This window comes from Paenibacillus sonchi (genome assembly GCF_016772475.1).
Lineage (GTDB): Bacteria > Bacillota > Bacilli > Paenibacillales > Paenibacillaceae > Paenibacillus_AQ > Paenibacillus_AQ sonchi.
The window spans coordinates 141,126-163,410 of record NZ_CP068595.1; the positions used below are offsets into that span (position 1 = coordinate 141,126).

17 protein-coding genes and 2 pseudogenes are annotated in these 22,285 nt (G+C 50.0%); 2 read left to right on the top strand and 17 right to left on the bottom strand.

Annotated elements, in window-relative coordinates; genetic code table 11:
- Positions 1-23: 23 nt before the first annotated feature.
- From JI735_RS00710 to JI735_RS00785, 16 genes and pseudogenes are all read right to left on the bottom strand, one after another.
- Entirely contained in the window at positions 24-1,511 is a 1,488-nt protein-coding gene (locus JI735_RS00710; RefSeq protein WP_039837023.1) for a UDP-N-acetylmuramoyl-L-alanyl-D-glutamate--2,6-diaminopimelate ligase, read from the bottom strand.
- A 35-nt stretch (positions 1,512-1,546) separates the two neighbouring features.
- A pseudogene (locus JI735_RS00715) lies at positions 1,547-3,473 on the bottom strand (stage V sporulation protein D).
- A 94-nt stretch (positions 3,474-3,567) separates the two neighbouring features.
- On the bottom strand, positions 3,568-5,790 hold the full coding sequence (locus JI735_RS00720; protein ID WP_039837017.1) for a penicillin-binding transpeptidase domain-containing protein: 2,223 nt from the start codon (positions 5,788-5,790) through the stop codon (positions 3,568-3,570).
- 47 nt (positions 5,791-5,837) lie between these two features.
- Positions 5,838-6,230 (bottom strand): hypothetical protein, encoded by a 393-nt coding sequence (locus JI735_RS00725; RefSeq protein WP_020427848.1) that lies wholly within the window; start codon positions 6,228-6,230, stop codon positions 5,838-5,840.
- Between the two features lie 23 nt (positions 6,231-6,253).
- Positions 6,254-7,207, bottom strand: a complete 954-nt coding sequence (gene rsmH / locus JI735_RS00730; RefSeq protein WP_039837016.1) for a 16S rRNA (cytosine(1402)-N(4))-methyltransferase RsmH — start codon at positions 7,205-7,207, stop codon at positions 6,254-6,256.
- Between the two features lie 39 nt (positions 7,208-7,246).
- Positions 7,247-7,684 carry a division/cell wall cluster transcriptional repressor MraZ gene (gene mraZ / locus JI735_RS00735; protein ID WP_020427850.1) on the bottom strand — a complete coding sequence of 146 codons (438 nt, stop codon included), beginning with the start codon at positions 7,682-7,684 and terminating at the stop codon, positions 7,247-7,249.
- Positions 7,685-7,945: 261 nt separating this feature from the next.
- Positions 7,946-9,217, bottom strand: a complete 1,272-nt coding sequence (locus JI735_RS00740; protein ID WP_020427851.1) for an adenosylhomocysteinase — start codon at positions 9,215-9,217, stop codon at positions 7,946-7,948.
- 29 nt (positions 9,218-9,246) lie between these two features.
- The gene (bshC, locus tag JI735_RS00745; RefSeq protein ID WP_039837009.1) at positions 9,247-10,878 is read right to left on the bottom strand and encodes a bacillithiol biosynthesis cysteine-adding enzyme BshC; all 1,632 of its coding nucleotides are present in this window, start codon (positions 10,876-10,878) and stop codon (positions 9,247-9,249) included.
- Between the two features lie 224 nt (positions 10,879-11,102).
- Entirely contained in the window at positions 11,103-12,023 is a 921-nt protein-coding gene (locus tag JI735_RS00750) for an ABC transporter ATP-binding protein (RefSeq protein WP_020427853.1), read from the bottom strand.
- Positions 12,020-13,014, bottom strand: a pseudogene (locus tag JI735_RS00755) (ABC transporter ATP-binding protein). Before JI735_RS00755 ends, JI735_RS00750 begins: the two are co-directional and overlap by 4 nt.
- A gap of 13 nt (positions 13,015-13,027) precedes the next feature.
- Positions 13,028-13,957, bottom strand: a complete 930-nt coding sequence (locus JI735_RS00760; RefSeq protein ID WP_039787540.1) for an ABC transporter permease — start codon at positions 13,955-13,957, stop codon at positions 13,028-13,030.
- Between the two features lie 21 nt (positions 13,958-13,978).
- Positions 13,979-14,911, bottom strand: coding sequence for an ABC transporter permease (locus tag JI735_RS00765; protein WP_039837013.1), 933 nt, complete (start codon positions 14,909-14,911; stop codon positions 13,979-13,981).
- Positions 14,912-15,134: 223 nt separating this feature from the next.
- The gene (locus tag JI735_RS00770; RefSeq protein WP_039837008.1) at positions 15,135-16,853 is read right to left on the bottom strand and encodes a peptide ABC transporter substrate-binding protein; all 1,719 of its coding nucleotides are present in this window, start codon (positions 16,851-16,853) and stop codon (positions 15,135-15,137) included.
- Between the two features lie 150 nt (positions 16,854-17,003).
- On the bottom strand, positions 17,004-17,390 hold the full coding sequence (locus JI735_RS00775) for a DUF3397 domain-containing protein (RefSeq protein ID WP_039837007.1): 387 nt from the start codon (positions 17,388-17,390) through the stop codon (positions 17,004-17,006).
- A gap of 6 nt (positions 17,391-17,396) precedes the next feature.
- On the bottom strand, positions 17,397-18,368 hold the full coding sequence (locus JI735_RS00780) for a ketopantoate reductase family protein (protein WP_039837006.1): 972 nt from the start codon (positions 18,366-18,368) through the stop codon (positions 17,397-17,399).
- 142 nt (positions 18,369-18,510) lie between these two features.
- Positions 18,511-19,161: an RsfA family transcriptional regulator gene (locus JI735_RS00785; RefSeq protein WP_020427860.1), complete on the bottom strand. Its 651-nt coding sequence runs from the start codon at positions 19,159-19,161 to the stop codon at positions 18,511-18,513.
- Positions 19,162-19,504: 343 nt separating this feature from the next.
- Between JI735_RS00785 and JI735_RS00790 the strand changes: the two genes are divergently transcribed.
- Together JI735_RS00790 and JI735_RS00795 are read left to right on the top strand one after the other, a co-directional pair.
- Complete coding sequence (locus JI735_RS00790; protein ID WP_020427861.1) at positions 19,505-19,741, top strand: DUF2626 domain-containing protein; 237 nt, start codon at positions 19,505-19,507, stop codon at positions 19,739-19,741.
- Between the two features lie 168 nt (positions 19,742-19,909).
- The gene (locus JI735_RS00795; protein WP_233476198.1) at positions 19,910-21,043 is read left to right on the top strand and encodes a coiled-coil domain-containing protein; all 1,134 of its coding nucleotides are present in this window, start codon (positions 19,910-19,912) and stop codon (positions 21,041-21,043) included.
- Here JI735_RS00795 and JI735_RS00800 read toward each other — a convergent pair.
- Complete coding sequence (locus tag JI735_RS00800) at positions 21,035-22,267, bottom strand: extracellular solute-binding protein (RefSeq protein WP_039837005.1); 1,233 nt, start codon at positions 22,265-22,267, stop codon at positions 21,035-21,037. The two genes, JI735_RS00795 and JI735_RS00800, sit on opposite strands and share 9 nt — an antisense overlap.
- Between the last annotated feature and the right edge of the window lie 18 nt (positions 22,268-22,285).

Genomic DNA, 22,285 nt, shown 5'->3' on the forward strand with positions numbered 1-22,285 from the left:
GATGTTTCGCAGCGTTCTTGTAATCAATAGCTTCGGCCCCTTATAACTTCTTTGGCGACGACGCGGTCATCGAAATCATGAACCACTCCGCCGATCAGCTGATAGGTCTCGTGACCTTTCCCCGCAATCAATACTACATCGCTGGGGCTTGCCATTTCAATAGCTTTTCTGATGGCTTCCCGGCGGTCCACAATCATGTCATAGCGGTCCTGGGCCACTCCATCTTCCTGCAAACCTGCTTCAATATCCTTCAGGATCAGCTGCGGATCTTCGGTACGCGGATTGTCTGAAGTCACGAAGACATGATCACTGTATTTTGCAGCAATTTTGCCCATCAGCGGACGTTTGGTCGTATCTCTGTCCCCGCCGCACCCGAAGACGGTAAGCACCCTGCCGGTGGCAAACTCGCAAACCGCCCGCAGCACATTTTCCAATCCATCCGGGGTATGGGCATAGTCTACGATTACTGCAAAATCCTGGCCTTCGTCAACAGACTCCACACGTCCGGCCACTCCGGCTACGGATTCAAGGCTGGCCTTAATCTCTTCAAGCGGCACATCCTCCAGCAGAGCTGCGGTAATTGCAGCCAACGCATTATACACATTGAATTTGCCGACCATCCGCAGTGAAATGTCAGTCTCTCCCTTAAACGTATCCACATGGAAAAAAGTTCCTTTAGACGTGATGGAAATTTGCGAAGCCCGGACATTCGCAGGACTGTCGATGCCGTATGTAATGACCTCTGCGGCAGTTTGTGCGGCAAAATAGGCGCTTGCCTCGTCATCCGCGTTCAGCACGGCATATTTGCGCTCCTCTTTCCAGGGCGAAATTACGTTTCCGAGCCGGGAAAAAAACAGCCCTTTGACCGCGCGGTACTCCTCCATCGTATGATGGTAATCCAGATGATCCTGGGTCAAATTGGTAAATATAGCGGTGCGGTAATCTGTCCCCTTCACCCGCCCCTGCTGGAGCGCATGGGAGGAAACTTCCATAACACAGCACTGTACGCCTTTTTGGGCCATATCGCTAAGCGTACGCTGCAGCTCAAGTGATTCCTGTGTGGTCCCTGATGCAGGAAAGGTCTGCCCGTCATAGCGCATCTGTATCGTTCCGATCAGACCCGTCTTGATGTTCTGATCCTGCATAATTCGCTCAATCAGATAGGTAGTTGTCGTTTTGCCGTTCGTGCCGGTCACGCCGATCATTCTCATCCGGCTGCTCGGTGAGCCGAAAAAAGCATTCGACAATACAGCCATCGCGAACCGGCAGTCATCCACCACAATCTGCGGCAGATCAATATCAAGCCTGCGCTCACAGACAAGGGCAGAAGCGCCGTTTGCGGCAGCCTGCGGGGCAAAATCATGCCCATCCACCGTAAAACCCGGCAGGCAAATGAACAAATCACCGGGCTTGACCCGGCGTGAATCCGCCTGAAGGCCCGTAATTTCCGTTTCTCCATCCCCATATAGACGCGAAGCTGCAAGACAAGAAGCACATTCCTTTACTTTCATAGCCATCCCTCACTCTTCAAAGAAGATATCCAACATTATTTCCCATCTTCGGCACCCATATAAATCCGGATGGTCGAACCGCGTTCGACTCTGGCACCCGCTTTTGGCGCCTGGTTGATTACTGTATTACCTGTTCCGGATCGCGCCAGTGTAAAGTTCATATTCAGATCCTCGTAAATATCCTGGACTGTGGCCCCTGTAAGATCGGGAACTGTTACAATGGGAGTTTCACCGTATTTATAGGTTTTGGGGAGCTGGTCTTTACGTTCCGGGACCTTCAGGTAATGCAGGGAATCCTCCAGAATATTTTGCACGATTGGAGCTGCCACAACGCCACCGAACTGAATGCCCTTCGGATTATCCACTGCAGTATACACTACGATCTGCGGATCATCCGCCGGTGCAAAGCCGATAAACGATACAATATGTTCGGTAGGAGAATACCGGCCGTTAATTACCTTTTGTGCCGTCCCTGTTTTGCCTCCCACACGGTAGCCGTCGATAAAAGCCGGCCGGCCTGTGCCTTTGGCAACCACGCTCTCAAGGGCAGCACGCACCTTCTTCGAGGTTTCCTCCGAGATGACCTGACGCACCATCTCCGGCTTCACCTCCGATACAGTCTCCCCGGTATCCGGATGGATCCAGGCCTTGGCGACATGCGGCGTGTAGAGCTTCCCCCGTTAATGGCCGCCGAAACCGCAGCTATCTGCTGAATCGGCGTAACAGACACCCCTTGCCCAAATGCAGTAGTCGCCAGCTCGACCGGTCCCACCTGTGCAGGCTTGAACAGGATTCCCTTTGCCTCCCCGTTCAGATCAATGCCGGTCTTGGCGCCAAAACCGAAATCACGGATATATTTGAACAAGCTATCTTTGCCCAGCCGCTGTCCCAGCGCCACAAAACCCGGATTGCAGGAGTTCTCCACCACTTGCAGGAAGGTCTGGCTGCCATGCCCGCCCTTTTTCCAGCAGCGCAGCTTGGCTCCGCCCACCTCTATATAGCCGGGATCAAAAAAGTGATCATTCTGCAAATCCACCTTGCCCTCCTGGAGCGCGGCGGCCAAAGTAATAATTTTGAAGGTGGACCCCGGTTCGTAAGTCATCCAGATCGGCAGGTTGCGGTTATAGACCCCGGCGTCATATTCCTTGTAAGCCCCAGGTTCATACCCCGGTCTGCTGGCCATCGCCAGAATCTCGCCATTCTTCGGGTTCATCGCAATCGCCCAGCTGCCCTGAGCCTGATATTTCACCATCGCCTGATCCAGCTCGCGTTCCATAATGGACTGAATCTGCTTGTCTATCGTCAGCTGCAGATTAAGGCCGTCCTGGGGAGCTGAATACTTTTCCGAAGAACCGGGCATCAGCCTGCCCCCGGCATCAGACAGATACGAGATATCGCCGGCGCTGCCTTGCAGCAGCTTGTCATATATGCTCTCTACCCCGGTAATGCCCTGATTGTCGATACCGGTGAAGCCAAGAATATGGGCCGCCAGATCGCCGTAGGGATAAAACCGCTTGTTATCCTCAGCCACAACGATGCCCGGCAGCTGCAAATCACGGATGCTCGCGGCCAGCTCCATCGTAATTTTGCGGCCCCGGGCTGTAGCTTCACCGATGACTGACTTTTGGACAGCAAAGTTATCAGCTTCATCTCGCTCATGCCGAGCAGTGGAGCCAGAGTCTGTGCTGTCTTTTCCTTTTCCTTCACTTGTACCGGAACTGCATAAACCGTCGGGGAGCTGATATTATAAGCGAGCGCAATCCCTTCCCGGTCCAAGATTTCACCGCGTTTGGCGGTAAAGGGAATATTGCGGCGCCACTGGCTTTCTGCCTTGGCACTCAGTTTTTCGCCTTCGGACAGCTGCACATAGGCCAGCCGCACGGCCAGAGAGCCGAACAACACGGCCAGTCCCAGCAGCGTCCACAGCATTCTCCGGCGAGTGACAACTTTTGAAACCTTCATTCCGTTCCCCCTCTTTCGCTGCTCTAGACATGAGCTCTTATCTTCATGACTATTCAGGACAAACAGGGGTTAGAACAAGCCTATGCCGCAGGCTCTATTCTTCCGGCTTTTCTTCCTCCACAGTAGGAACAGGAATGTTTTCGCCGTATTCATTTACCGGATTGAGCTTGAGTGTAACCAGTGTCTTGCCATTCTTGAGTCCTTGGGCCTGCCCAGACACATAACCTTCGCCCTCTACTGCAATCCCCACTTTGAGCAAACTGAGGACTTCCAGAGCGTCCCGCAGCGACTGCCCTTTCAAATCCGGGATCACGGGCTTGTCCCCCTGCTGGCTCAGCAGATAAATGCGCTGTCCTGATGCCAGTGGCGTCCCTTTTTCAGGATATTGGCTGACAACGGTTGTACCCTCGCCCACCGCTTCAAAATCAAAGCCCTGATCAATCAGCAGTTGTCTGGCCGCCTGCATCGTTTTGCCAGTCAGATCCGGTGCGGAGCGTTGGGCGGGAGCGGTAGCCTTAACCGTTTTGGAAGTGCTGTCGGCAGTCTCCGTACTCGCCTTGGGCACTCCCATATAAGGCAGCGCCTGAGATACGATCTCCTGGAATACCGGAGCAGCAACCGCCCCCCCGCCTTCCCCGTCCTGCGGCTCATCGATAATAACGATCACCGCAATCTTCGGATCATTTACCGGCGCATAGCCGATAAAGGAAGACAGCACCTTGTTCCGGTCATAATCCGTACCGTTGACCTTAATCGCAGTACCGGTCTTACCCGCCACACGATAGCCTTCAATGTAGGCATGGCGGCCGGTTCCTTTGACTTGGTCCGCAACCACCTGTTCCAGGTAGCTCCCTGTTTTCCGGGCGCTTTCCTTCGAAATGACCTGGCGCACCACTTCAGGCTGGGTAACAGTTTTCTTCCCGGTATTAGGGTCGCTAATCTCCTTGACGACATGCGGAACCATCAGTTTGCCGCCGTTGGCGATGGCTGCCACAGCCGTCAACTGCTGAATCGGTGTAACCAGCACCTTGCCGTGGCCGTAGGCCAGGGTTGCATTTTCGACAGACCTGTTCGGGTCAGGATTGACGATACCAATAGTTTCTCCCGGCAGGTCAATTCCGGTCTTTTCATTGAAGCCGAAATCATCGATATACTGCAGCAGCCGTTCCGGACCAAGCATCTCAAACCCGAGCTTAACGAAGGCTACGTTGCTGGAGCGCTTCACACCATCAAGGAAACTAATCCTACCCCAGCCTACTCTGTTGATATCATGGAGCGGCTTACTGTACCCCTTGATGTAAATTTGACCGGATTGAAATTTTTCCTCAGGATTGAACAGCTTCTCCTCCACGGCTCCAGCCAGTGTAACAATCTTAAAAGTTGAACCCGGTTCATACCTGGATTTGATCGCGTGATTATAAAAACCTGCAGCATCCTGATTAGGATCCCAGAATTCATTCGGGTTAAAGGTAGGCATATTCGCCAAACCGAGGATTTCCATCGTATTCGGATCGGCAGCTATGACACTAATCGTCTTGGGCCTGTATTTGTCATAAGCCTTTTTCATTGCTTCTTCAATATAGTGTTGAATCGTGCTGTCTATCGTCAGCTTGAAATTGCTCCCGTTCACCACAGGCTGGTAGGTATCCTGGGAGTTAGGAAGCTTGATCCCCTTGCCGTCACTTTGATAGGACAACTTGCCGTCGGTACCTTTGAGCTGCTTGTCAAAATATTTCTCCAGCCCCATGATCGCCTTGCCGTCTCTGTCAGTATAACCCAGGATATGTGCGGCTAGCGTATCTTTGGGATAGTAGCGCTTCTGCTCCGTGACGACACCGACCCCGGTCTCCCGGATATCATGTTTCTTGCCCAATTCCTCATAAAAGGCAACGACTTTATCCTTAAGCTCCTTGTTAATCTTCCAGCCTTCATTGCGGATCTCGCGGTTTTTGAGATATTTGCCGCTCTTCTCATCCTTGGCTTCAACTAATTTCTTAAGCTCGTCCACCGGCTTGCCCAGCAGCTCATGCAGTCCATCGATCACTTCCTGTCCGATCCCCTGTTCTGCAATGACCTCAGGGTTAACGACAACGGTATACGCCGGGACATCGCTGGCCAGCACATTGCCGTTGCGGTCTTCAATCTCACCGCGAACCGCCTTGATCGTCGCAGAATGGGCCCATTGCGCGGCGGCCTTCTCCTGCCAGTACTCGCCATTCAGCACCTGAACCCAGAATACCCTGGCAACTAAAACAAGAAAAAAGAGGGTAATACACCCTCCTATAAACAGCGTGCGAAGTTTTATTCTTTTTAACATAAACCAACCTCACATACTCAATTATTGTGATTGCCGCCAATCGCTGATTAATGGTCGCCTTTAGTGGCTGTGCTGTTCAGGGGAACATAGATGGTTGAATCCTCAGACGGCTTGGTGTATCCAAGCTCTGCAGCCCGCTGGGCCACCGACTGTTCAAGCGTCTGCTTCTCCATCTGAAAGGTTGCAATATCCTTTTTGGTTGAGGATATCTGGGCATCCAGCTTCTGCGCCTGCAGATTCAAATCGTAAATATGCACATAACGCCAAATCAGGGTGGCAGCCACCAGTACGAACACGCCCAGTGTCAGCATGTACAGCAGCTTCTCCTGCAGCGGCAGCACCATTCGTCTCGTGACTACTTTCGTCTTCTCGCGGTAAAGCCTGTCTGCCTCTTCTTTTCTTTTGGGTTGAACTGCTAAGTTGCCGCGGGTATAGGCCATCTCTGACTCTCCTTTATCGTTATTTACAATTTCTCTGCAATCCGCAGCTTCGCCGAACGGGCGCGCGGGTTCAGCTCCAGCTCTTCCTCTGAAGGCACAAGCGGCTTGCGGTTAATCAGCTTCAGGGTGCCTTCCGCACCGCATACACAAAACGGAAAATCAGGCGGACACGTGCATCTGCTTAAATAGCTGCTGAAAATCTGCTTGCAGATCCGGTCCTCCAGCGAGTGAAAGGTGATAACCGATACTCTTCCTCCGGGTGCCAGGCAGCGCACCGCTGCACGAAGCCCTTCCTCAAAAGCACCAAGCTCATCGTTCACCGCAATCCGCAGACCCTGAAAGCTCCGTTTGGCGGGATGTCCTCCCGTTCTGCGCGCGGCTGCCGGAATACCTTCCTTAATCAGCTCCGCCAATTCTCCCGTGCTCTCCACGGGGTGTTCTTCTCTCCGCTCTACAATCTTGCGGGCAATCCGCCGTGAGAACTTCTCTTCCCCATACTGGAAAAGCACACGGGCAATCTCCTGTTCAGGCCAGGTATTCACAATTTCGGCTGCGGTCAGCTGGGCTGACTGATCCATCCGCATGTCCAGCGGGGCATCATGATTATAGCTGAATCCCCGTTCCCCTTCGTCAAACTGGGGTGAGGATACACCAAGATCGTACAGAATGCCATCTACTTGGGGCACACCGTCCTTTTGCGGAACAAAAGGGAGGTTCTTCAGCACTTGCTCCAGATCGCGGAAGTTGGTTTTGACCAAAACCACCTTCTCCCCGTATTCGGCGAGCCGCTCCCTTGCATTCTCCAGCGCCCAGTCATCCTGATCCAGACAGATCAGCCGGCCTTCGCCGCTGAGCCTCCCGGCAATCAGGGAGCTGTGTCCGGCTCCGCCGAGCGTGCAGTCCACGTAAATGCCATCCTTCTTGATGTGCAGCCCTTCTGTCGCTTCTTCCTTAAGCACCGTGATGTGGTGAAACAAGCTGCATCCCTCCAGGGCAGTATTCGAATATTGTATGTGTTATAGATCGAAGTTGAAATCCACCAATTTCTCGGCAATCTCGTTGAATGTTTCCTCTGACTGTTCGAAGTACTGTTCCCACAGCTCCTTGTTCCAGATTTCCACCCGGTTCGAAACGCCCAGAATTACACAGTCCTTGTCCAGCTTGGCATATTGCCGCAAATTCCCCGGCAGATTAACCCTGCCTTGCTTGTCCCATACACATTCGGTCGCCCCCGAGAAAAAAAAGCGGCTGAAGGCACGGGCATCCGATTTCATCAGTGAAAGGCTTTTGAGCTTTTGCTCCATGATTCCCCATTCTTCCATGGGATAAACAAAAAGACAAGTGTCGAGGCCGCGGGTCGCTACGAAGGAGGTTCCGAGCATGTCACGGAACTTGGCCGGGATAATGATACGGCCTTTGTCATCAATGCTATGCTGGTATTCCCCCATAAACATGATTATTCCCCACCCCTAATTACCGATTCCCCACTTTGCCCCACTTTACACCACCTAAGCATAATAGATTCGCCATTAAAAATCAAAAACCTTTTTTCGAAGAAAAGTAATATTTTCCTGTTTGTCAAGTCAGCACAAAATAACCCCACAAAGTGAGGCCATTGCAAGGAAGCTGATTCAGGTACTTTGCGGGGACCCCAATATAAAAAAAGGTGCCCGAACCATTCACATGGCCCGGACACCTTGCTTCAGTTCTATGGGTTAATCGTTCAGATTCCAGCTGTCGAGATATTCGACCTGTGCCGGAGTCAGGCTGTCAATGGAAATTCCCAGGCTCTCCAGCTTGAAGCGAGCTACCTGTTCGTCGAGATCGTACGGCACATTCTCAACCTTGACGCCGATGGTCTTGTAATTGTCATTCACATATTTAAGCGAAAGGGCCTGCAGCGCGAAGGTCGTATCCATAATTTCAGCCGGATGGCCGTCAGCAGCCCCCAGGTTCACAAGACGGCCTTCAGCGAGCAGATACAGCTTGCGTCCGTCCTTCAGCTGATATTCTTCGATGTTCTTGCGCACGGTACGCTGGGACACCGATCTGTCGGACAGTTCAGGCTTATTCACTTCAACGTCAAAATGGCCGGCGTTGCACATAATCGCGCCATCCTTCATCACATCATAATGCTCTCCGCGGATGACATAACGGTTGCCTGTCACCGTAACGAAGAAATCGCCGCGTTTTGCAGCTTCCAGCATCGGCATTACATGGAAGCCATCCATGTGGGCTTCCACCGCTTTAATCGCGTCCACTTCGGTAACGATCACATTGGCGCCAAGACCTTTGGCCCGCATCGCCACACCTTTGCCGCACCAGCCGTAACCAACCACAACGACGGTTTTACCGGCCACAATCAGGTTAGTGGTGCGGACAATGCCGTCCCATGCTGACTGGCCTGTCCCGTAACGGTTGTCGAACAGATACTTGCAGTAGGCATCATTAACGGCTACCATCGGGAATTTCAGGATGCCCTGCTTCTGCAATGCTTTCAGCCGGATAATCCCGGTAGTGGTCTCTTCGGCACCGCCGCGGATGTTCTCCATCAGGTCCGGACGCTCGGAATGCAGCAGCGTGGCAAAATCACCGCCGTCATCAATGATCAGGTCCGGTTTACTTTCCAGAGCCTTGATATTCAGCGCCTTGAACTCTTCCGGTGACGGATTGTATTTGGCGAACACGGTAATGCCGTCTTCAACCAGCGCTGCACATACATCATCCTGAGTAGACAAGGGATTGGAGCCGGTAATCGTAACCTCAGCCCCGCCTGCCTGAACAACCTTTGCCAGATAAGCTGTTTTCGCTTCCAGGTGAAGGGTGATCGATACTTTCAGGCCTTTGAACGGCTGCTCCGCTTCGAACTGTTCACGGATGCGGTTCAGCACCGGCATATGCTGGCGAACCCAGTCGATTTTGAGATGCCCTTCCGGGGCCAGCGACATATCCGCTACAATACTGTTTTCCTTCGACAATGAACTCATGATAATACCTCCTGAAAGTTATACTTTGTTTACATATAAATGATGCGGTGGGTTCCGCTGTAATCCGCAGGGATCTTCATCAGCTCATCCAGCCACGCAGGGCCGTAACGGTTCAGATAAAACATTACATTGTACACTCTTTCCTGTAGCTTGCCCATTGGCATCAGCGACTGTTCAATCCGCTCCCACTGGCGGAGCGCAGCTTCATTCTGCTTCTCCATCGCATCCTGGGCCTTGGCCTGAAGAAATGTAATCTGATCCAGAATCTTGTCTTTGTTGTTTGCACCCAATTTAAGCAGTCCCGCCTGAATGGAGCCCAGCTGTTCAATCAGCGGTTCATACATGGCTAAGAAAGCAGCCTTTGTGTCTTCAAAACGCCGTTCAAGCCCCAGCTCATCCTGAGCAGCGAGCCATTCTTTTCTTTTGCTGTCCAGGCCCAGAAGAACATCGCCAAAAACAAGCTGATATTTGTCCATGTGCTTATGCAGTGTACCTTCCACAACAGTGAACGACATACGCGGTAAAATCAGCGGCATCTGCTCCCCGGCCACTTTGAACGCCAGCCGTGGAATAGCCCAGTAGGCGAGCTCACCTTGCCCAAGCACCGTTGCCAGTACCGGCAGCACATAATCCTGCATGAGCGGTCTGGTCAGCACATTGTTGCTGAACTGTTCAGGGCGGGCTTCCAGCTGCTCCAGCAGTTCCTCACGGGAAAAGGAAACCGTACCCTTGCGGTCTGTGAACCGCCCCTCCTCCTTATGCAGCAGCAGGCGTGTTCCTTCATGGATATAAAACAGATTGGCGCTGCCGGCAGCAACCGCAGCCTGAAGCTCATAGCCACTGTCTGTAATCTCACCTGCTGCAGCTTGATAGGCCGCCTCCAACTCATCGTTGTGTTCAATCAACGTTTGGAACATAGGAGCTTCCAGCCTGCGCAGCTCAGGATCTGCCGAATCCAGCAGAATAAGGCCGAATCTGCCGAACAGCGAGCCCATCAGTTTGGCAAAAGCTTCACTCAAGCTGCCTGCGGCAGCTGAAGATTCGCGGATAACCTCCATAATTTGCGGTTTGAATTCACTGTCCTGCAGCAAGCCATCCAGCTGTTCAATGATCTGCTGCCAGCTCTCTTCCTCCACCTTTATACTGCTGACGGAAGACCGGAGGTCCCCGGCTTTGTCCAGCTTAAGCTTGGTAACCTCTCCTGTGCGGTTCAGGATAAAGGTATGGTTGACCTCATCCCAGTCATGATCCTCACCGGCAATCCAAAACAGGGGAACGACAGGCCGTCCGAGCTGCGCGGCCGCTTCTTTTGCCGCCTGAATGGTGGTGATGGCCTTGTATATGACAAAAAGCGGACCCGTGAACAAACCGCTCTGCTGGCCGGCGGTAACAACCAGCGTACCCTGCTGCTCCAGAAGCGCCAGAGAATCCATCACTGCCGGATGGGGGTTCCACTTCAAATTATATTGCCGTAAGCACTCAGCAATCCCGGCACGGTCAGCCCGCAGCCCTTCAGTGCTGTCCAGCCATGCTGCACGTTCCGCTCTGCTCTCCGCACTGCGGAAGTCCCCACCGTACAAATGTCCTACCTTTTCATAATGATGTATATAGTCGCGGGCGAGTGCTGATCCGCCCGGGAGAGGTTCGGGTATTACATTCATGTGCAATTGCCTCCTGTTCTATGTACTGCTATATGTAATCATGAAGCCCGATAAACTCTTTATGATTGTATCCAAAGTTAGGGGCGGCGTCAAAGAAACCCGCAATGCCTCAATATCCCAAAAGTGTATTCATCCTTATATTCAAATAATAGGCGAGAGCTGAACGCTCCCGCCTTGAATGATGCTTGCTAAAATATGATATTACTGCAGACCTGACGGTCTGCTTATGCGTATTGCTTGGCAACGAAGTGCCCTTTTGAAACTTCGACCAATTGATAGTCGCTGTCATTGGTTTTTTCGCCTGCAGCATAAATCGGAGAACCCAGTTCATCATGCAGATGAATGCGTTTCTTGTTCGCTTCAACCTCCGGATCCGGAACCGGAATCGCCGACAACAGCGACTTCGTATACGGATGAATCGGGTTAGCATACAATTCTTCGCTCTCGGCCAGCTCGACCATTTTACCGAGGTACATTACGGCCACACGGTCACTGATATGCTTAACCATGGACAGGTCATGTGCAATAAAAAGATAAGTCAGTCCAAGACGGTCCTGCAATTCCTTCAGCAGATTGACCACCTGCGCCTGAATCGATACGTCCAGTGCGGAGATCGGCTCATCGCAGACGATGAATTTGGGATTCACCGCGAGCGAACGGGCAATCCCGATACGCTGGCGTTGTCCGCCCGAGAACTCATGCGGATAACGTGTGGCATGGTCATGGTTGAGCCCAACCATATCCAGCAGCTCTTCAATCCGTTTTTTGCGCTCTGCACGGCTTCCGGCCATTCCGTGAATGTCCAGCGCCTCACCAATGATATCCGAAACCGTAAACCGCGGATTTAGAGATGCATACGGGTCCTGGAAAATCATTTGCATATCACGGCGCATAGCCTTCATTTTGCCCGCAGACAATTTGTAGATATCTGTACCATTATATTTCACGCTTCCGGCAGTAGGTTCGTAAAGACGAAGCACTGTCCGGCCGGCAGTGGTTTTACCGCAACCGGATTCCCCTACCATCCCGAGGGTTTCGCCTTCGCGAATCGTGAAATTAATATTATCAACAGCCTTAAGAACTTTTCCCTTGCCGACATTAAAATACTTCTTAAGACCTTCAACTTCAATCAGGTTCTTACTCAAACGAACTGCACCTCCTTGGCCATCGAATGCAGATTCCAGCAGCGCGCCATATGCGTTTCGCTGAATTCTGTTGCACCGGGATCGATTTGTTCGCAGACATGCATCGCTTCACTGCAGCGTGCCGTGAACGGACAGCCGACCGGCGGTTTGATCAGATCCGGGGAGTACCGATGATCGGAATCAGCGGCTCGCCCTTCTTTTGGTCCAGACGCGGCATCGACCGCAGCAATCCTTTGGTATACGGATGCTGCGGATTCTTAAAGATTTCCCATCTGGTACCCGTTTCCACCACTTCACCAGCATACATGACGATGACCCGGTCACACATGCCGGCAACAACGCCGAGATCATGTGTAATCAGAATGATGGAGGTCCCCAGCTTTTGCTGCATATCTTGCATAACTTCCATGATCTGCGCCTGAATCGTTACGTCAAGCGCTGTTGTCGGCTCATCTGCGATCAGCAGGGCCGGGCGGCAGGCCAGGGCAATGGCGATCATTACACGCTGGCGCATCCCGCCGGAGAATTCGTGGGGATATTGGTTAAAGCGAGCCTCCGCATTTTTGATGCCAACTAGCTTAAGCATCTCAACACCACGCTCTTTCGCTTCGGCCGCTGACATTTTCTGATGTTTGATCAAAACTTCGGTTATCTGTTTGCCCACCTTGATCGTTGGGTTCAAAGAAGTCATCGGATCTTGAAAGATCATGCCAATATCTTTGCCGCGAATACTTTCCATTTGCTTCATGCTTTTGTCCAGCAGATTCTGTCCCTGAAAAATAATCTCGCCTTTTTTCACTTTGGAAGGAGGCGAAGGAATCAGCCGCATAATCGATTGTGCGGTCACACTTTTGCCGCTGCCGGATTCACCGACGATGGCTACTGTTTCACCTTTGCCTACTTCAAAATTCATCCCACGGACAGCTTGTACTTCTCCGCCTTTTACAAAAAAGGAAACATGCAGATCTTTGACTTGCAGAATGGGTTCCATCAATATTCACCTCCTATTTCTTCAGCTTAGGATCCAGTGCATCACGTAGACCATCACCAAAAATGTTAAAGGAAAGCATGGTCAAGCTTATCAGGATAGCCGGGAACAGGAAGCGCCACGGATAATAAAGCCAGCCAGTCAGTGAATCATTGATCATCGAACCCAGTGAAGCGATTGGAGCCTGTACCCCAAGACCGAGGAAGCTCAGGAACGCTTCAGCAAAAATGGCATTTGGTACGGACAAAGTAATCGTTACGATAATAGGTCCTACAGCATTTGGCAGCAGGTGACGGAACAAGAGTCTTTTGGAGCCGGCACCCATGGAGCGCGAAGCCAGAACAAACTCACGGTTCTTGAGCTGCATAATTTCACCACGGACAATCCAGGACATGGTAATCCAGCCTGTAATGGTCAGCGCCAGAATGATCGTCCCCAAGCTTGGTTCCATAACTACCAGCAGCAGGATAACCACCAGCAAGTAAGGAATGGAATACAAAATTTCCGATATTTTATTCATGACATTATCTACACGGCCGCCAAAGAAGCCCATAATACCGCCATAGATAACGCCGATGAACAAGTCGATTGCCGCTGCCGCCAAACCAACAATCAGTGAGATGCGTGCTCCATACCATGTACGGACAAAGATATCACGGCCCAGATCATCAGTGCCAAACCAATGGTCGGATGAAGGAGGTTTATTGGTGCTGAGCAAATCGTTGGAGTAGTAATTATATTTTGAGAACAACGGACCAATCAGCGAAGCCAGAACGATCAATCCAAGAACAATCAATGCAGTCATTGCCATTTTATTTTGGCGCAGCCGCTGCCAGGAATCCCTCCAAGCAGAAAGACTTTCACGCTGAATAACCTCCGCCTGCTTCTCATCAATACCGATTTTCTGAAAATCTTCCGGTTTCAGGTTCACATCCAGCGAACCCATATTTTTGTCAGATGCCAATCTTTAGCCCTCCTTTCCTCCAGTTAGTTTGATCCGCGGATCTATAAGTACATAAGCTATGTCTGTAATAAAACGGGCCACCATGAGCAGAATACCATAAAAAATAGTAATCCCCATTATGACGGTATAATCACGGACACCGATGGCTTCCACAAACTGCTTACCGATACCACCGATACCAAAAATCTGCTCAATAACTACTGAACCAGTAACGATGTTAGCTGTCATAGGTCCCATGTAAGTTACAATCGGCAAAATCCCGTTGCGGAGAACATGACGGCTCAAAATAGCAAACCAGCTTAGTCCTTTAGCCTTAGCCGTCTTAATATAATCTGCGTGCAGCACCTCAAGCATACTGGAGCGGGTCAGACGTGCAATAAAGGCTATCGGCTGTGCCGAGAGCGCTGCTACCGGAAGGAAATAATACATGGGGCCCTTAAACCCTGAAACCGGAAACAAATGAAACTTATAAGCGAACACATACTGCAGCAAAGACGCGACAACAAAGCTCGGAACCGCAATCCCCAACACCGCCAGCACCATCGCGGCGCTATCAATAAATTTGCGGTGATAGAGTGCCGCCAGCATGCCGAGAATGACCCCGACAATAACCGACACGATAATTGCGACAACTCCCAGCTTCAAGGACGCTGAAAAGGTCTGTCCGATCAAATGCGTTACATCCTGATTCAGGCGTTTCATGGATACACCCAGATCTCCTTGGGCAATCTCACCTAAATACTTAAAATACTGATGATAGAGCGGCTTGTCCAAACCATATTGCTCGTATAAACGCGCTTTAATTTCCGGCGGAACTTTTTTCTCGGAAGTAAACGGGTCCCCCGGAATAGCTTTCATCAGAAAAAAAGTCGCTGAAACAAGCACAAACAGCGATACAAGCATATAGAAAAACTTATTGGCAACATAACGAACCATCCCCATCAACACCTCCCCTGGCAATTTTTTGTAGACATACAATTGAATTTTATTCAAAAAACGGCGATTTGTCTATTTTCTAATTTTGTAAACTTGTGAAAACATTAACAAAAAGCCGCAAATACAAAAAAAGGGATATATATGGAATTCCACATATATATCCCGAAGTGTACAGCTACCTTCAGATGACTATCTATTTAATTGGGATGCTTAAAATTAATTCTTAGTGCTCAAGCAGATAGCCGCGAGTGAAGTCAACAGCACCACTGAAGTCAAGAGTTACACCTTTGAGGTATTCTTTAGTCAGGGAGTTGTTTGTGTAGTAGTAAATCGGCATGATAACCATATCGTCCTGAATCAGCATTTTTTCAGCTGCTGCAAAGTCTTCTTGGCGTTTAGCCAGGTCAGAGTTTGTTTTTGCATCAGCAATCAGTTTGTCATACTCAGGGTTGGCATAGCCGGCATCATTGTTACCGCCGCCTGTTACAAACATATCCAGGAAGGTCATCGGATCATTGTAATCCGCTGTCCAGCCGGCACGGGCGATCTGGTAGTTCTGGCTTTGACGGTTATCGATAAATACAGCCCACTCTTGGTTCACAGTGTTCACAGTAATGCCAAGATTATTTTTCCACATATCAGCAATTGCCAGAGCAATCTTCTTGTGGTTTTCACTTGTGTTGTAGCTCAAATCAACTGGAGGAAGAGCAGTCAGACCTTCTTCTTTCAGACCTTCGGCAAGCAATGTTTTTGCTTGTTCTACATCTTCTGTGAAGTAGCTGTCTTTAATAGTATTACGGTACTCACCGTCAACTCCAGCAATACCCGGAGGCACTAAACCAAAGGCAGGAAGCTGGCCGCCCAAAGTAATGTTATCGATCAGGGCTTGGCGGTTAATTGCCATAGTTAGTGCTTTACGAATCTTAACGTTGCTGAAAGGTTTTTCGGTAGTGTTGAAATAATAGTAATAAGTCGCTGCGATACCTTTGGAAACAAACTCATTAGGAAGCTCTTTTTTGACAATAGGAAGTTGCTCTGATGGAATTTCACCATTAGGGTTACCGGCACGATCAAGCTCGCCGTTTTTATAGCTCAGCAATTCAGTTGCGCCACTGTTAACAATGGAGAAGTCGATTTTGCTAAGTTTAATGGAAGCTGCGTCCCAATATTTTTCGTTTTTAGTCACTTGAATGGCTTGACCAGTGGTCCATTCAGTCAGTGTGAATGCACCGTTGGTGATCATTGTGTCTTTGTTGGTTGCCCACTTCGGATTACCCTCAATGGATTTGTGTACAGGGTAATAAGTATAGAAGGACAGCAATCCGAGGAAGTAAGGTGTTGGTGATTTCAGCGTAACTTCAAGAGTTTTTGCGTCAACGGCTTTTACGCCAACTTGGCTGAAATCTGTAACTTTTTTAGTGTAATATTCTTCGGCATTTTTCAGGTAGTACAACTGATAAGCGTAAGGTGCAGTAGGATTTGTGTTAGGGTCGAGCACGATTTTCCATCCGCGAACGAAATCTGCTGCTTCTACTGGGTCGCCATTGCTCCACTGTGCATCACGCAGGTGGAAGGTATATACCAGACCGTCAGCGGAAATGTCCCATTTCTCAGCAATGCCGGGCTCAGCTTGACCAGTTTCGTCATTCATTCGGGTCAAACCTTCATACATCGTTTTCAAAACAGTATTTGCCTGGCTGTCTTGAGCTTGCGCCGGATCAAATGTAGGTGGTTCTGAAGTCAGGTTGACTCTAAGTGTTTGGTCAGCGGCCAATTTCTCGTCACCGGTTGCGGTGCCTGTGTTCTTGCTGCCTTCATTGCCTGGCGCGTTAGTCGCCGCAGCGTTGCCGTTGTTTGCATTGTTTCCGCCGCAGCCAGCAAGCACTGTGCCGATCACGAGAACCAATGCAATCATGAGTAATAGACTTTTACTCTTCTTCATCTAGCAGTTCCCCCTAAATAGAATGTGGTATATGGTTTATGATTATACAACCAGTGGTCAAAAAAATCTAGAGCAATATTTTCTGAAAACACATTTTTTTTAAAAGTTAAAAATTTTGTGACATTGACGCTTTACCGGAGCAATGGAACATTACATGGCTTGTGATATGTAATGGACAAGGCCTACGACCATAAACAGCACGTACATCGTTCCCATAAAAAAGAATGACAGCCTCCAAACAGCCCGAAATAACCGTTTTCCGTCCACATTGCCTTTGAGGCGATTCTGGGCGCCTCCAATCAGTCCAGCGGATATTAATACAATAAGTAGTATAAGATAAAACCCGAAATCCATTTTGAAAATGGTATTGAACAAGGCCGACACGGAAAAAAATAAAAATACAGTCGTAACATCCATAGCGAGCAACAAGGTATTTCTCTTTTCTTTTCTGAGACCTACCCCTATGAAATATACAATTAAAAAAGGAACAACCGGAATAACGCTTAATGAAATGAACGAATTCCGCAGCAATTCCAAACAGCCTCACCTCTCCTTCACATTCATGCCTTCTACCAACCGGCAAATCCAGCGGTGTAAAGGGGCCGCGATACCAGCTCTATCCGCCATCGCCACAATGCTCCCGTTAATCCAGCGAATTTCCGTTGCTCTTGAAGCAAGAACATCGGCCAGCATCGATGAAGTGTTGCCCGAGGTCGCCCGGCAAACCTCCAGTATGCCTTCCCACGCATCAGCGTCATATGCAATGCCGCAGGCATCATATACGCTCGCAGCCTCGCGGTACAGTTCCTTCATTAACTGTATACGTTCCCCGGAGGCCGTCAGCTCGCCGTTCTGAATACGCCAGATCGCTGTAAGCGGGTTGATCACAGCATTGAATAGCAGCTTCCGGTAAATCATGGTATCCACTTCTTTCGACATCAATGCGCGGAATCCTGCTGCAACAAGTGCCTTAGTCAAACTAATTGCCGCTGTTTCCTCCTCCAATCCTCCTTTTGCTGGATTTATGTTTCTTCTTTTTCCTATAAAGGTTTCCCCGGTCCCTGCATGAATAATCTCTGTTAATGATTTTCTCTTGGCCGCTTCCGTGGTCACTGCCGCCCAGACTGAAGCCTGCGGTAAGAGCTCCTGGAGCAGCTCCAGATGGCCATTGCCATTCTGAAAACAAACTGCATAGAGTCTGGCATCCCGAAGAGGGGCAAGAATCTTGGGCAATGTATTGTGAAAAGCATTCTGTTTAAGCATAATCGCCGTCCAGTCTCCCGGGACCCGGATTACGGTTTCTGCAAATTTGTCTATAGAGCCTGCCCGAAAGCTGCTGCCCGCAAGATGAAGAGGAAGGCTTCCGTCCTCATAGCTTATGGTGATGCCCTGCCGGGATAATTCCCCCGCCTGTTCGTCACTCCGGCACCACAGTCTGACCTCTGCTCCGGCGTGAATAAGCTTCCCGGCCAGCAGAAGCCCAAGGGAACCTGCGCCAATAATATCGATTTTCATGCTGACACCTGCCGCCTTTTCGCAATTTTCCTAATTATATCCTTCGTTCTCCGGCAAAAGCAAAACCGGTCCTGTAAATACAAAAAACCCGCAAACACGGGCCATAAGCCACTGCGTGCGGGATTTGACGAAGCATGTGAGTTTATTCAATCCGTTCCAGATTGCCGTTTGCATCCATTTTGAAGCGGGTCTTCATTTCCTCTTCTTCTTCATTAAGAAAAGCGAGCCTTCGCGCCCGGTCCATGATTTGGATAAGCGCCTTGTAATCGTCATTGACGACACGGTAGTCACTCTGAGCAAGATTAACCTCTTTGGATAACCTTTCATTTTCCAGTCTAAGCTCCGTTAATTCATCTTCCTTCTCCCGCAGGTCCCTTTCGAGCATTTTGAGCTGGCGGCCTGCTTCCTGAAAGCTGCCCTTCCACTGTCTCAAGAACCGGATTACGGCATCAATGGACAATGAATTTTCACCCAGCTCCTCGCTGCGGCTGTATTCCTCTTCAATGTCTCCGAGAATGAGACCTGCAACCTGTGCGCCTCTGGCGGAAGGCTGCTTTTTCAAGTAACTCCGCTTTTGGCGTTGACTTTTGGCAATACCGATTGCATCTTCATAGCTTTTGCGAACACAGCTGTTCCAGCGAAATCCGCATGCCGCCGAGGTTCTGCCGATTTTTTCACCCACCTCTTCAAAAGCAGCAAGCTGTGTGCTGCCTTCCCGGATATGACGCAGCGTTATTTCGGCCAATATCAAATCATCTTCTGCGCTCCAAGCGTCCTGTCTAACGGCTGTCATAAAGCCTAACCCTCCTAACAACATCATGAAATAACCATCTTCATAACCGGCAGCTCCGCCGGATAGTGAATAGGATAAAAGCTGCTTACTCCATTTCTATGCCTCTATTAGAGTTCATAGAATCTATTTGATACTAAATTGTATTTCCATTTTGACGGAACATCATACTTGTTATGCTATAAATTCTCCATTTTCTTTCCTATGCATAAAGTCTATAACAAAAATCATATTTATCTCCGATTCACAACTTTTTTTCAATGAATTCGTTTACACCGTTTGTTTCAGCAGTTATAATAAAGCTCAAATAAGGAATTGCCGGATACTACAGGAGGGGGATGTTCTCTTGGACCGCATGTTTCGTGTCTTGGGTTTTTTTACGCTCGTTATTGGACTCATGGCTTTTGCCGGGGATTTGAAGGAAATGGCCCTGCTTTTCTTTTTGCAAACCGCTTTTTTCGTCATCCTGGGATATATGAAATTTACGGAGAAGACCTACATCCTGCTTTTCTGGGGATATATGATTTTGACATTTACAGGCTTCAGCTACTGGACCATTTTTGAAATGGGTCTGCCGTTGTAAGCTCTTTTTTTGCAAACAGGAAACGGAGGCTGTTCCTTCCATAAGGAGCGCTTCCGTTTTTTTGTGCGAATACACTAGGTCCCGGATAGAAAAGAGGGTATGATATTTTAACAGGGCTAATCATAAGATTAGTACATACATATTCTGATCCTATAAGGTGGTGGAGTGGTGCAACCCCGCAATAATCGAAGCCGTTATCCTGTTATGCTGCTGATCCTGCTCTGCTTCACTGTGCTGCCGCTGACGCCCCCTGCCTTTTTGTCCGCTGATCCCGGTACGGGCCTGACGGCTGCTCCTCCAGACATGCCTGACAACGAAGAAACCCGCATGCTGCTGGAACAAACCCTATCCTCAGCAGAAATTGAACAGGAGATCAGCCGGATCAGCTCTGAGCAAAAAGCACTGGAACAACAGGCAAGTATGCTGGAAAAAAGGGCCTCTGCTCAAAAAAATGCCATTACAGACCAACAGGAACGGGCCGGTGCCATCATCCGGTCTTATTATATGGGAGAAAGAGATGGACTCCTGGCAGCCGTGCTCTCGGCCAAAAGCATTAGCAGACTGCTGGCCTTGTATGATTATTATGAGATTGTGATCGGACGGGACCAAGATATCCTGTCTCAATATGAAGAAGAGTATAAAAAGCTGAAAGCGACCCTTACTGCAGCGCAGCGCAGCTCACAGGAGCTTGCAGAGCTTAAAGCCGTGTTGGAGGAGCAGAAGGCCCGGATGGCCATCCTGAATGAAGATATTGAAAGCGGCATTCAATCCAGCAGTGATCCGGCAAGAATGAGCGCCTTATTAGAGGAATTCACGAAGTATTGGGAAAATATCGGGATTCATGAAGTCAAAACCTATTTCAAAGCCCTGTCATCCGCCATGAAGCACCTGCCGCAGTTCGTGCAGAGCCGTGACGGCATCCTGACCCGTAAAGGCATGACGTATCATCTGGCTTTGAAGGAAGAGGATTTGAACGAGTTTCTGGTGTCGCAAAACCCTTTGTTTCAGGATTTCGCCTTTCACTTCAATAACAATGAAGTCACAGCCTCCGGCAAAAGCGGAGGATTATCGATGACGCTGACCGGACATTATACGATCCAGGAGGAACCGGTCAACGGGCTGATGTTCCATGTAGATCATGTGTTGTTCAATGGGCTGGAGCTCCCGGATACTACCCGCAAAGCGCTGGAGGAAGAATTTGACCTTGGTTTTTATCCGGAAAAAATCGTATCCTTCCTGCGTGCTACCGAGGTAAGCAGTGCGGACGGTGTACTGCATGTGAAGCTCTCTCTGTCATTCTAAGGCTTCAGCCACCGCTGCGGTGTAGCCCGCCGGGTCAAGCTTGCCTGTCAACAGCTGTGTCACTGCCGCCGAGAGTTCCGTCCAGCCGCCTGCCGATTCATGCTCAAGGTCAGCTTCGTCAGTGAAGAGCAGCGCGGTGTCAAAAGGCAGCTTCACACTCTCCGGCAGCCCGGAACGGTACAGCTCATCCAGCGCCGGAAGCCGCCCCGTATTCTTCAGCCATTCCAGCTGTGCAGAGCTTGAAGTGACATAGGCAAGCCATTGGACAGCGGCCTCCGGATTGCCGGACTGTGCCGGAAGAGCAAAGAAACGGCTGTGTATTGCCTCATACCTTAGCCCGCTGCTGTCGGTGAGCGGTGCTGCGGCAGCCAGTGATGAATTCCCGTGCAGCTGCCATTCCGACAATGGAAGAGCGGCAACTGCTATTGTGCCATCCTGCAGCTTATCCCATATCTCTGTATTCGTATTACTGGTGAGATAGAAATGGCTGCCCGCGTATTTCGTCCATTCCAGCAGAGCCGGATTAACAGACTGCAGGCTGCCGCCCATGCTCTCCAGAACAGCGGAATATCCATAGGGATTACGGGTATCCATCGCCAGTAAATATTGCCGCTTATCCGGATGCTCCCGGATGACCTTAAGCAGCGCATTCCACTGCTCCAGGCTTCTGGGCAATCCTGCGATTCCCAGTTCCGAGAGATGCTGAGGCGAATATACAAGCACATAGGGGTCAATATCAAGAGGAACCCCCCAGTTATAGCCATTCCACTGCATTTGCGGGATCAGTGTTGTTAGCGGAGCACTTCCTGGAACACTCTGGTAAATATCAACCGGAAGCAAGTAACCCTGTGTAGCCAAATCCGTGATGCTCCGGCCATCGGTCATTACAATATCCGGACTGTTGCCAATCGTAAGGTCTTGCTTCAAAACCCCGTCTGCCTCACCACTGTCCACATTGCTTAGGTTGACTTGGGTTCCGCTGGACAAGCTGTAGTTGTTGCTGATCCGCTGCAGTTCATTAAATTCCTCATTGCTTAGGGACACCCGGATATTCAGACTTTGAATCCTGTCTTTATCCCCGGAAGCGGGACGCTCCGATTGATTCAGCTGCTGCTTCAGCGGATGGGTATCTTCCCGGGTATCCAGCTCCATGCTGGGGGACAGGCTTGTCAGCGACAGCAATAAAATAGCAAACAGCAGCCAGTAGTTTCTCCTTCTCAGCACGTTTTTCTCCTCCCGCCT